The organism is Pedobacter sp. GR22-6 (assembly GCF_037402555.1).
Taxonomy (GTDB): domain Bacteria; phylum Bacteroidota; class Bacteroidia; order Sphingobacteriales; family Sphingobacteriaceae; genus Pedobacter.
The window spans coordinates 151565-164798 of record NZ_JBBEUC010000002.1 but is presented as its reverse complement, the minus strand read 5'-3'; the positions used below and the strand labels follow the sequence as shown (position 1 = coordinate 164798).

The window sequence follows — 13234 nt, the reverse complement described above, 5'->3', positions numbered from 1 at the left end:
CCCTTTTTTGTTCAATCCCTTATCCGATCAGAACAAGGAAGTTTGTGCATTATCGATATCATCCGGATTGGTGATCTCCAGTTTGATTTCCTTTTTAGGCGCCGACCAGGCTTTCTTTGTACCTTGTGCCGGCTCCGGTTTTGCTTCAGTAGCTTGTTGCTCAACAGAATCTCCTTCTACCTCGGGATCTTCAGAAGAATCTGGTAAAGGAAGTTCTTCCTCATCTGCATCTTTCGTCATGGCCGGGTCTACGAGCTCTTCCTTAGGCTCCTCTGTCTTGACAGCCTCATTACTCAGTTCCACTTCTTCGTTGTGGGCAATAGACATATTTTTCACCTCATGCTGGGTCAGCCTGTTGCCATTTGCCTTGATACCCTTCAGATCAATAAACTCCGACAGAACGATTTCTAAAGTTTCCGGAATCTGGGTCTTACCTTTCAGTACATCTACGGTCAGCACAGCCGCCGGATTGCTGGTCAGGTATAAGAACTTGGAACCGTTCTCCTCACTGATCAGGTTGAACTTCTTACCGACCGCGATGCTTTCGAACAAGAAGCGCTTAATGAAATAGTTTTTGGCCTTGCCTTCATATTGCACCAATGCAAACGGCTTCTCCGGATCAAATTTTTGGATCAGGATTAGGTCAGCATCAAAATGATTACTGAGTTCAAAGGTGCTCAGTTCATACCAGCCATCCTTATGCACCTGCAGGATCTTGTCGTCACCGTCAAACTCACCAAGGTACTTGCCGCGGCCATCTACATTCAAACGTCTCAATAGTTCGTCATACCAGATCTTCAGTCCGGATAATGTAGATACCCCTTTACTTTTCAGTAATATTTTTTTAACAGGATACTTGGAAACAATATTTCCCTGTGAGCCACGCCCCTTGATCCCAACTTCTGCATAATCGATGTCAAACTGTAATTTTTTCAGTTTGGTATGCGGTTTCAGTTGTATCGTAACTACCTCAGCCTCCCCATTTGGATTTGCTGTAAAATACAATATTTTAGATCCTTTACTTCCTTTAGTCAAGTCATATTCCTTATCGCGGGTTACACCAACTACAGCGAAACGCTTGATGTAAGAAATGCCGCTGGCACCATCCTTATAAATCAGGTTATAGATCGTACGCTCATCACCTTTCTTGAAAACCTGCGCATGCAAAATGCCCTTACCTACAAAGGTTTTGTCAGCTACTTTAGTGATGATGCATTTTCCGTCTTCGCGGAATACGATGATCTCATCAAGATCGGAACAATCGGCCACAAACTCATCTTTGCGCAAACCAGTCCCAATAAATCCGTCTTCACGGTTCAGGTACAATTTAACGTTAGCAAGCGCAACTTTTGCAGCTTCTACGCGGTCAAACAAACGAATCTCTGTTTTCCTTTCCCGCCCTTTTCCATACTTGGATTTTAGTTTCTCGAACCAGTCGATGGCGTATTCGGTAAGGTGACGCAAGTGATTTTTGACCACCTTGATCTCGTCCGATAAGTTTTTCATGTGTTCATCCGCTTTCTTCACATCGAAGCGCGTGATGCTGCTCATCGGTTTATCAATCAGCTTTTTAAAATCCTCAGGAAGAATTTCACGATAAAGATCAGGTTTAAAAGGCTCAAACAAAAGATTCAATACCTCCACTACCGCATCAAAATTGACCGAGTTTTCGTAAGCTGCATTTTTGTACATCCCTTCCTGGATGAATATTTTCAGTAAGGAACTGAAAAAGATCTTTTCCTGCAATTCATGCAGCTTGATCTCCAGTTCTTTTTTCAGCAAAGCTTTGGTATGCTGGGTATTTTCAATCAGGATGTCATTTACACTCAAAAACTGAGGTTTTTCATCCCTGATTACACAAGTATTTGGTGAAATAGAAACCTCACACGAAGTAAAAGCATACAGTGCATCAATAGTTACATCGGGAGAAATACCGGGTGCCAGATGCACTACAATCTCTACATGGGCAGCTGTATTGTCCTCGATCTTTTTGATCTTGATCTTACCCTTATCATTGGCAGCAAGTACGCTATCTATAACAGAACCCGTAGTTGTACTGAAAGGAATCTCTGTGATGACCAGGGTCTTTTTATCTTTTTCTGTGATCTTTGCCCTCACCCGGATCTTACCACCGCGCATCCCTTCATTATAGGCAGAGAAATCGGCCATACCCCCGGTAAAGAAATCTGGCAGGATATTGGGCCGGTTGCCTTTCAAAATCTCAATAGAGGCCTCAAGCAATTCATTAAAGTTATGGGGCATGACCTTAGTCGCAAGGCCAACAGCAATTCCTTCAGCCCCCTGAGCAAGCAGTAATGGGAACTTCACCGGCAAGGTAACCGGCTCATTGTTACGGCCATCATAACTCAATTGCCATTGCGTGGTATCCGGATTGAAAACCACATCATTGGCAAATTTCGAAAGACGGGCCTCAATATAACGCGGTGCAGCCGCACTATCACCCGTCACCGGATCTCCCCAGTTCCCCTGGCAATCGATCAGCAAATCTTTCTGTCCGATCTGCACCATTGCATCACCAATGGAAGCATCTCCATGCGGATGGTACTTCATGGTATTTCCGATCACATTCGCAGCCTTGTTGAAACGCCCGTCGTCCATCTCCCTGAGCGAATGCATAATCCTTCGCTGAACAGGTTTTAGACCATCATTGATGTGTGGAACGGCACGATCCAGAATGACATAGGAAGCATAATCGAGGAACCAGTTTTCGTAAAGTCCGTTAATTGGAATTACTGTATGCGCATTTTCTTCGTTTATGTTGTTTTCTATTTCGTCGCTCATCAAGAAAAGTATTGTATGCTGTAAATATAAGGCATCAAATGCATTTCAGGAATAGAAGTTTTTAACAGTTATCGCTAAACTCAAAACAAGGGCGGCATGATTTTGGTTATTTAGCTATCATTTAACCCCAATTATTACCGACTTGAATCCATACTTACGCAAAAGCCTAAAAATCGTCCTCTGGATCATCGCAAGTATCATTATGCTGGTGATATTGATTGCAGTATCACTCAACATTCCGGCTGTACAAAATTTTGTAAAAGACAAGGCCATCAGTTACCTGAAAAAGAAAACTAAGACTGAGGTACGACTGGAAAGCATCAAAATAGCCCTTCCAAAAGACATTGTGCTCAATAAATTCTATATCGAAGACCTTAAAAAAGATACCTTGCTCTATGCAGACCGCCTGGCTGTAGACATCAGTCTTTTCAAGTTACTGAGTAATAAAGTTGAAATCAACAATATTGAACTGGAAAAGATCAGGGCCAATGTGACCCGGATCAATCCCGATACCGCGTTTAACTTTTCCTTTTTAGTGGACGCTTTTATGTCTGAACAGGCCAAACCAGAGGATCAGGTTGAAAAAGATACGACCTCTACCCTCAAATTTTCCATAGATAAAGTTAATTTTTCTGATATCATCATCAGGTACAGGGATGATGTTGCAGGAAACGACATGAAACTAAACCTGGGGGAATTCAAGGCAAAACTGAAAGAATTTGACCTGAATAACCAGCATTATGTGATCAAAAGCCTGGCCCTCAACAATACCAGTGTACAGTACCTCCAGCAGAAACCACTGACCCAGCTGGCAGCTCACCTGGAAAACAGCATAGATACTGCAAAAACGGAAACTGGTAAGCTACCGCTTGTGGAAATCAATGACTTTGCCTTCAACAACATTAAAATTGGCTTCGATGATCAGATTTCCGGAATGAATGCTAAGGTAGACCTCAATAAGCTGGCATTGACGGACCTGTTCGTAGATCTGACCAACAACACCTATAAGGTGACGGATGCCAAACTGAATGATACAAAAATTGGGTTCAATTCTGCAGCGAATCAGGCGAACCTGGCCATCAATGAACTTTCCCTGGGCAAGCTGCTTGCCGATGTAAGCAATGGAAAATACAATGTAGACAATGCCAGTCTAAGCAGATCCAATGTCGCCTTCGCCATGAAACCCCTGAAAGCTAGCAGTAAAAAAGATACGGCAGACACCGCTGCAGCTGCGCCGCTATCCCTCGTCCTGGGCAAGCTCAACCTGACGGAAAACAATATACAATATGATGTATTGGCTGCCAAACCGACGAAGGGAATGGATTTCAACCACCTGAAGTTCAATAATCTGGGCTTGGTAGCAGAACAACTCAACTATAGTGATGCAGGGATAAAAGTGAATGTCAAAAGTGGAAATTTCAGAGAAAAAAGCGGCTTCCAGCTCGACAAACTCCAGGGTAATGTGCTGTACTCCGACAAGGCGATTAAGATCAGTAATTTCATCCTGAAAACTCCAAACACTGCTATAGAGAACAATACCGAGCTAGCCTATACTTCGTTGGACGACTTGACCAAACACCCGGAAAGGGTAAAAATATCGACTGTAATTCGGAACACCAGCATCGGACTCAAAGATGGCAGCTATTTCAGCGATGCAATTCCTGCTGCCTACAGAAACGAAAAGATCAGTATAAACGCAAGTGCAAACGGTTATATGAGCGACCTGTCTATTCCCAGACTGCAGATCAATGGACTGAAAAATACACAAATTGACCTTAACGGAAGGATAAAAGGACTGCCCAACGTGGAAAAAGCCTTTTTGGACCTCAACCTGAAACGCTTTAAGATTACCAAGCGCGACCTGCTTGCTGTCATCCCTAAGGGGACATTGCCTACCAATATAGAATTGCCAAACCTCGTGGTGGCCAATGGTAAATTTAAAGGGTCGATGACAGATTTCAATACAGGCTTCAACATCAACACAGATATGGGTTCTGCTCGCCTGGTAGCAGCAATGAAAGGTCCGAAGGGCCGTGAACGCTATACCGCCAACCTGAACCTGAATAATTTTAACGTCGGCAGGCTCCTCAAGCAGCAGGCACAAATGGGCCGGATTACCGCTAAAGCAACCGTAAAAGGCAGCGGTCTCGATCCGAAAACAGCAGCAGCAGCCATAGATGCACAGATTCTGAGTGCCTATTATAACAAGTATACCTACAGAAACCTCTCCCTGAAAGGAGACTATACCAAACAAAAGCTTAACCTGAAAAGCAGCATGGCCGATACAAACGCCAATTTTGCGCTTGACGCTGCTGTGAATATCGCAGGCAAATATCCATCAGTAAATGCGAACCTTGACCTAAAACAGGTAGACCTGCAAAAACTCAATTTCAGTCCGACCGAGTTTAAACTCGCCGGAATGGTTAAAGCAGAGATTGCTACCGCAGATCCGGATTACCTGAACGGCGATATCAGCGTATTAGGCCTGCAAGTAGTGAAAACAGGTGAGAGATTCAATGTCGATACCATAATGGTACATTCTGAAGCCGATGAAAACCACAACTTATTGACCTTAAAGTCCGAATTTCTACGGGCCAAAATCGATGGAAAATACCAGCTGACAAACATCGGTGCTGCAGTGATCAATCAGATCAACAAATACTATCAGTTCGGGGAAGTGAGTAAAATTCCAGATCAGCGCTTCAGGTTTTATGTAAACTTCTACAACCCTAAGATCCTGCAAAACTTTGTACCGGAACTGACCACCTTCGCCCCTGCCAGGATGAACGGGTTGATTGACACGCAGAAGGACAGCCTGATCATGAATGCTGTGTTTCCGCAGGTAGTTTATGGCAACTTCAATGTAGACAGTACCAGACTGAACATCAACAACAGCAATCAGCAATTGAATTATAAACTACAGGTAAAAAGCCTGCAAAGCGGTTCGCTTTCCTTCTTCAATACGGAAATCAGCGGACAGGCAGCAGATAATCAATTGGGGTTAAACATTTTCCTCAGAGACAGCAAACTCCGGGATAAATACGTACTGGGCGGAACATTTAAGTCCATCAACAAGGACTATCAATTCAGTATGGATCCGCAGAAATTGCTATTGAATTACGAGAAATGGCTGGTGAATCCAGATAATTACCTTCAGTTTGGAGCCTCCGGAATCTTCGCCAACCAGTTTAACCTGAGTCAGGGCAACCAGTTACTGAGCATCAATAGCACAGCGACCACGCCGAATTCTCCTTTAAAGGTTGAGTTTAAAGATTTCAGGATTGAAACACTGACGAAATTTGCAGAAACCGATAGTGCCCTGGTAGGCGGAACCATCAATGGAACAGTAGACGCCAAAGACCTGGCCGGAACGCCTAAGATTGAGGCCAACCTCACCATAGACCGCTTGCGTTACCAAAAAGACGAACTGGGAACGCTGAGGGTCGCAGTGAACAACAACACCGAAAATGCCTTCGAAGTGAACGTGGGACTTAGTGGTGTACACGAACTCCGTGTCAATGGTTTTTATTATACGGCACCACAAAGTGCATTAGATCTGAAATTGAACATCGATAAGATCGACCTCAAAGCACTGGAAAGTGTATCCATGGGTCAGATCAAAAATGGTTCGGGGACAGTCACGGGTGAGATTTCCGTAAAAGGAACGCTGGATGCACCGAAAGTATTGGGCGAAGTGAAATTCAATCAGGCAGCCTTCAATGCCACTTATGTAAATTCTTATTTCCGTATGCCTAATGAAAGCATCAGTTTTAACGAAAATGGCATCAACTTCAATAATTTCACAATCATTGATTCCCTGAATCAAAAAGCCATCATTACCGGCGGCATCCTGACCAGGGACTATAAAGACATCCGGTTCAATTTAAACCTGCGTACCAACAATTTCAGGGCATTGAATTCTACTGTCGCAGATAATGAGATGATCTATGGCACGGTTTACCTGACCAGCGACATCAAGGTGCGTGGCGACATGAACCAGCCGGATGTAGATATGACCATCAAAGTAGAAGATAAAACGAAATTCTTCTTTGCCTTACCAGCGGACGACCCTTCCGTGATCGACCAGGAAGGCATTGTCCAGTATGTCGATTTTGATGCTCCACCTTTTAATGGCAAAAAAGCATTGACGGTCGCAGATTCGATCAGCAAAGCGCCAATCAAAGGCATCAACCTGAGCGCTTCTGTAGAAATAGATCCGAATGCAGAATTGAACGTAGTGGTAGATCCTTCGAACGGCGATGCACTGAACATCAAAGGCCAGGCTACGCTTACTGCAACCATGGATCCTAGCGGAAAGACCAGCTTAACCGGTCGGTATGAAATATCAGACGGAAGTTATAACCTCACCGTAGGTCCGGTAAAACGTTCATTTAAATTACAGCAGGGCAGCAATATCGTCTGGACAGGAGAACCTACGGAAGCGAATGTAGACCTGACAGCGATGTTTGAAGTAAACGCGGCACCGATCGACCTGCTCAATGAACCGGACAACACACCGGCAAAAACAAAACTACCATTCCAGGTCTATTTGATGATGACCGGGGAGCTAATGAAACCGACCATCAAATTCAAGATCGATCTGCCGGAAAATGAACGTGGAGCCTTGTCCGGAGAAGTATACGCTAGATTGCAGAACGTCAACAACAACGAAAGCGACCTCAACAAACAAGTATTTGCCTTATTGGTATTGGAACGCTTCATTGCCGACAATCCCTTTGAAAGCTTAGCTGGTGGAGGCGGAGGCATCAATTCCATTGCAAGGTCCAGTGTGAGTAAATTACTGACGCAACAGCTCAACAACCTGGCTTCATCCCTGGTGACCGGAGTCGACATCAATTTCAACTTAAACTCTTCGGAAGATTATTCCAGCGGAAGTTTAGAACAGAGAACTGACCTCGAAATTGGCTTATCCAAGAAACTACTCAATGACCGCCTGATCGTAACGGTAGGAAGTTCATTTGGGTTGGAAGGCGCGCAACAACAGCAACAGCAAAACGCGACCAACATTGCAGGTAACGTGAATGTAGAGTATCTCTTATCGGGAGATGGTAAATACCGTTTAAGGGCTTACAGACGTAACCAAAATGAAGGAGTGATTGAAGGACAGATCATAGAAACCGGACTGGGCTTTGCACTGGTAGTAGATTATAACAGATTCAGGGAAGTATTTGAAAACTTCTCCAAAAAGAAAAGATTGAGGCAACAAGAGAGACGACAAAATGAAACAACTAATTAAGAGCAGTTTATTGATATTGATAGGAATGATCTGGGCTGCCTGCAGCACCACCAAATCATTGAAACCCGGACAGTACTTATATACCGGGGCAAAGATCGATATCAATCCTGATTCTTCCACCCGTATAGACAATCAGAAAGATGTAAAAGCTACTCTTGAAGCGAAAACGCGTCCAAGGCCGAATAAGAAAATCCTGGGAATGCCTTTCAAACTCTGGATGTACAACCTCGCAGGTGAACCTAAGAAACCTAAAGGAGGCCTTAGAAACCTGTTGCGCAATAAAATCGGTGAACCTCCTGTGCTGTTGAGCGAAGTGAAACTGACTTACAACAATGCGGTTTTGAAAAGCTACCTGATCAGTCAGGGTTATCTTCAGGCCGAAGTAACCGGCGATACGGTGATCAAGGGAAAAAAGGGCCATGCAGTATACCGTGCAGTAACGGGCCAGCGCTATAAGCTCAACTCTGTCATTCTACCCAATGACAGTTCAGAGATTGCCGCAATTGTCCAGCAAAATGCAGAAAACTCCCTGTTGAAACCCGGGAACTACTATGACCTGGACGTTTTTAAGAACGAAAGATTAAGGGTAGACAATGACCTGAAGGAAAAAGGTTATTTTTACTTCAGTCCCGACTACCTGATCATGCAGGTCGACAGTACTATTGGAAAAAATCAGGTCAACCTGAGGATGAAGGTTAAAGACATCGCTCCCGATGCCGGACTAAAACCCTACACCATCAGGAACATTAACATTTACCCAAATTACGTTGCACGAAGGGACAGTGTGATCAGAAACTCCACACCCCTGCTTCACGAGGACTTTAAAATTTATGATCCGCGCAATACCTTCAAGCCAAGACTGTTCGATCGACTGGTCTTCTTCAAAAAAGGGGAAATCTACAACCGTAAAGACCACAACCAGTCTTTGAACCGGATGGTCAACATCGGTGTATTCCAGGCAGTAAAAGCAGAATTCCTTCCGGTAGACAGTTTCAGAAACAATCAATTGGACCTCAATGTATTCCTGACTCCGTTAAAAAAGAACTCCCTATCGTTCTCTGTAACCGGAACCAGTAAATCCAATAACTTCGTGGGTTCTGAAGCCAAACTTACCCAAACTACCCGCAATTTGTTTAGAGGTGGAGAACAGTTGGACGTCAGCGTCAGTGGTGGCTTTGAAACGCAGGTAAGTGGTCAGGCACGCGGTCTGAACACCTTCTCTTTCACTACGGAAGGAAAACTAACCTTCCCTAGGTTCATCACGCCATTCAGAGGCTTCAACAGTACAAATGCATTCATTCCAAAAACGGTAGCTTCACTATCCTATCAGTCACTGAACAGGGGCTCATTATATAACCTCAATTCATTCAAAGGTGAATTTGGCTATAATTGGAAAGAAAACCAATATAAAGAGCATGTCCTTAACCCAATCTCGGTTAATTTCGTGACAGCGGGCATCGATTCAGCAAGGAAGGATAGCTTATTTAATTCAAATCCGGGTCTTAGACAAAATCTGGAAAACCAGTTCATCATTGGTAGCAGCTACAATTTCACCTATACCAACCAGATGGATGAGTCCAGACGAAATAATGTTTATTTCTTTGGAGGGTTAGAAACCGGGGGAAATGTATGGGGGCTCTTTGCCAGTAAGAACAGTTTGGGACAAAAGACTGTGGCAGGTACAGCCATCAACCAGTTCATCCGTTTGGAAACGGATTTGAGGGATTATTACAAAATCACTAAAAACCTGATCTGGGCCAGTCGCCTCAACCTGGGCTATGGTTATGCCTATGGCAACCACACATCACTGCCTTTTGTACGCCAGTTCTTTGCAGGTGGTAGCAATGACATCCGTGCTTTTGCTGCACGATCCCTGGGTCCGGGTTCATACAGGGCAGATAACATCACCGACAGGACATCCTACACAGATCAGAGTGGCGATATCAAGGCCATGTTCAATACGGAACTGCGATTTAAAATCGTAAGTATCCTGCATGGCGCGGTCTTTGCCGATGCCGGAAACATTTGGTTGCGCAAAGAAGACATGGGAAGGCCAGCTACCGCTACAGAAAGAAAAGAAAAACCAAGGCCAGGCTCTGGATTCGGATTCGGAAAAGCATGGAAAGAAATCGCTGTAGGTACAGGTGCAGGTCTGCGTGTAGATGCGACGATCTTTGTGATCCGTCTTGATGTAGCCTTCCCGCTCCGTAAACCTTACTTACCAGAGAACGAACGTTGGGTAACTGATCAGATCGATTTCGGCAGTAAATCCTGGCGCAAGGAAAACTTAATTTATAACATCGGTATCGGATATCCATTTTAATCAGACACATGATCCTTTTACGAAAAGCCATTCAATTTGTTAAAGCCGTAGCCCATTTGTTCATCGCAGCAGGCAAGGGATTTATGGAAGACCGCGTAATGAAGCTCAGCGCAGCCCTGGCTTACTATACCATTTTCTCACTCTCTCCGCTTCTGATCATCATCATTGCGGCAGCAAGTTTATTCCTTGGCGACAACATGGATGCCAACAAAGAACTGTTCGGAGAGATTGCGGAACTCGCAGGCGCTGACGTCTCCAACCAGCTCCGCAGTTTTGTAAACAATGCCAACATCACGGGCACAAGTACATTCAGCCTCATCGTGGGTATTGCTACCCTCGCCATAGGTGCTACCGCCATATTTATCGAGATTCAGGACAGCATCAACATGATCTGGAAAGTAAAAGCTGTGCCTAAGAAAGGATGGAAAAAACTGATCACCAACAGGCTGCTTTCTTTTTCACTCATTGCTTCCCTCGGCTTCTTACTATTAGTCTCCCTGGTCATCAACAGCATCGTGGTAGGTCTGGGCAATAAAATAGCCGCCTACATCAATCTGAAAGAAGTTTCTGAACTGATGATGCTGATCGTTACCAATGCCATCACGCTTGCCGTAGTCACCAGTATTTTCACCATCATTTTCAAAGTACTTCCTGATGTCAACCTGAAATGGAAACCTGCCATCATTGGTGCCCTTTTCACTGCCCTGCTTTTCAGCTTGGGCAAATACCTGATCGGTATTTATATTGAAATGGGTAATCCTGGCTCTGCTTTTGGGGCAGCAGGTTCTATTATCGTTATACTTTTATGGATTTACTACACGGCGGTAATCTTGTATTTTGGTGCAGAATTTACACAGGCATATGCAGAGCGCTATGACAAAGGTATTGCTCCAAGTAAGTATGCAGTACATACAAAAGTTATTGTAGTTGAGAAGAAGGTCGACGTGCTGCCACCTCAACACCCGGAAGACACCAAGATCTAAATATACTCGGCGATCTGATCCATCAATTGTTTCTCCAGAAAAGGCTTCAGTACAATGCCGTTCATCCCGGCTTTGAGGTAGATGTCACGGTTTTCCTGCAACACATGTGCAGTGATGCCAAGAATCGGAACATCCGCTTTGGCGAAATCTCCGTTATAGCGTATTTCATGCGTCAGTTCTACCCCGCCCATTACAGGCATCTGGATATCTGTAAGCACCAGGTCGTAACGGTTCTTTTTGAAAAGGTCCAGTGCTTCCTTACCATCGTAAGCACTGTCATATACGATATCCCATTTCTTAAGAATCGTTTGCGCCAGTAGAACATTCATTTTATTGTCGTCTACAACCAGCACCCGCTTTCCCTGTAACATTCCTTTTCCCTGAACTTTGAAATCACTCTTCTCCTCTGTCTTCTTCTCAGCAATCTCATATGGGATTTCAAAAATAAAGACAGAACCTTTACCGGCCACGCTGTTTACTGAGATCTTTCCATCCTGCTGCTCCACTATCTTTTTACAAATGGCCAGTCCCAAACCGGTGCCTTGCTGTGTCATCCGTATGGGTGAAGCGATCTGTGCAAATTCGTCAAAGATCAGATCAAGGTCATTCTGAGCCATACCGATACCGGTATCTTCTACCTGTATTTTCAGAATCCCCTGCTTCTTACCTTCAGGTAGAAACTGTGCTTTCAATTTCACATGGCCTTTGGATGTAAATTTGATCGCATTGGTCAGCAGGTTCATGATGACCTGTTTGAGCCGGAAACGATCGCCGATCAGGACTATATTTTTATCAAAAGACAACTTGTTGAGCAAAGTAAGGTTCTTATTGGCGGCCAGTACATTCATACTGTTGAAGACCTCAACAATCTCATTCAAGGGAGAAAATGGTGCCCTGTCGAAGCTGATCTTACCCTCCTCAAATTTGGAGAAATCTAAAATTTCATTCACCACTTCCAGCAACATTTCTGAGGAACTCCTGATGGCAGTGATCTGGTCTGTCTGCTCCTCATTCAACTGACCATAGCTCAACTGTTCTGAGAAACCGACTATAGAATTTAAGGGCGTACGGATCTCATGACTCATATTGGCAAGGAAACGGCTTTTCGCATGTGCATTTTGAGTTGCCCTTTTACTAGACCCCAGTAATACCTGCTCATGTCTGAACAAACGCATAATGTGATAAAGAATGACCACAATGAGGCTAACCAGCAATATCCCATTGATCAGCGCTATCCGGTCCAGTTCTTTCATTTCTGCTTTCAAATGACTGATCATTTCGTTTCTGGCTTCCGCAAGGGCGCTGGCGTCCCCCGCTTTATAAGACTGAAGCAAATGAAGCATTTCTGCAATCAGGTGATCATTTATAAACAAAATTGCCTTTTTTTGTTCAGCCTTGCTTTCCAACATACCAAGCCTGATAAAGCCCGTGACTAAGCTATCGGTTAATCTTCTCAGTCTGATGTACTGCGCCGCCTGCACGTCCTTCTGCTTCATGATTGCGGCAAAATCAGTCCTTTGTTCTTTTGAATCGGCTTTGATATCTGCCAGACGGGCCGAGATCTTTTGAATTTGTCCGGAAAAATGCTCAAGATAACGTTTATCGGCCGTCGCAGCATAGAGACGGGAATTGCTTCCGGCCTGGTACAATAAATAAGTACAGCTGTCCAGGTTGGCATAATCGCCCCGCAACTCCAATAGCTCCGCAATATTATTTTTAACCGCAGTTATCCTGGTATCCCTTAGGTAGTAAAAAAAAGCGCATGCAAATAGCACCAGCACCAAAAATATGATAAGAAAGTATCGAAAAATCGATCTTTTTGCAACGTTATATGGCATATTCCCCTCTAATGACCGCAGCAACAGCTAC

General features: G+C 44.3%; 5 protein-coding genes. 3 read left to right on the top strand and 2 right to left on the bottom strand.

Annotated elements, in window-relative coordinates; all coding sequences use genetic code 11:
• Positions 1–27: 27 nt before the first annotated feature.
• The gene (locus WAE59_RS08250) at positions 28–2802 is read right to left on the bottom strand and encodes a DNA gyrase/topoisomerase IV subunit A (RefSeq protein WP_337855478.1); all 2775 of its coding nucleotides are present in this window, start codon (positions 2800–2802) and stop codon (positions 28–30) included.
• 142 nt (positions 2803–2944) lie between these two features.
• Here WAE59_RS08250 and WAE59_RS08245 point away from each other — a divergent pair, with 142 nt between their 5' ends.
• From WAE59_RS08245 to WAE59_RS08235, 3 genes are read left to right on the top strand one after another with little or no spacing between them, the layout of a single operon-like run.
• Positions 2945–8059, top strand: coding sequence for a translocation/assembly module TamB domain-containing protein (locus WAE59_RS08245; RefSeq protein ID WP_337855477.1), 5115 nt, complete (start codon positions 2945–2947; stop codon positions 8057–8059).
• Complete coding sequence (tamL, locus tag WAE59_RS08240) at positions 8043–10382, top strand: translocation and assembly module lipoprotein TamL (protein ID WP_337855476.1); 2340 nt, start codon at positions 8043–8045, stop codon at positions 10380–10382. Before WAE59_RS08245 ends, tamL begins: the two co-directional genes overlap by 17 nt.
• An 8-nt stretch (positions 10383–10390) precedes the next feature.
• Positions 10391–11365 (top strand): YihY/virulence factor BrkB family protein, encoded by a 975-nt coding sequence (locus tag WAE59_RS08235; RefSeq protein ID WP_337855475.1) that lies wholly within the window; start codon positions 10391–10393, stop codon positions 11363–11365.
• On the opposite strand, the gene WAE59_RS08230 is transcribed toward WAE59_RS08235, so the two are convergent.
• Positions 11362–13146 carry an ATP-binding protein gene (locus tag WAE59_RS08230; RefSeq protein ID WP_337855474.1) on the bottom strand — a complete coding sequence of 595 codons (1785 nt, stop codon included), beginning with the start codon at positions 13144–13146 and terminating at the stop codon, positions 11362–11364. The genes WAE59_RS08235 and WAE59_RS08230 overlap by 4 nt on opposite strands.
• Positions 13147–13234: the final 88 nt, after the last annotated feature.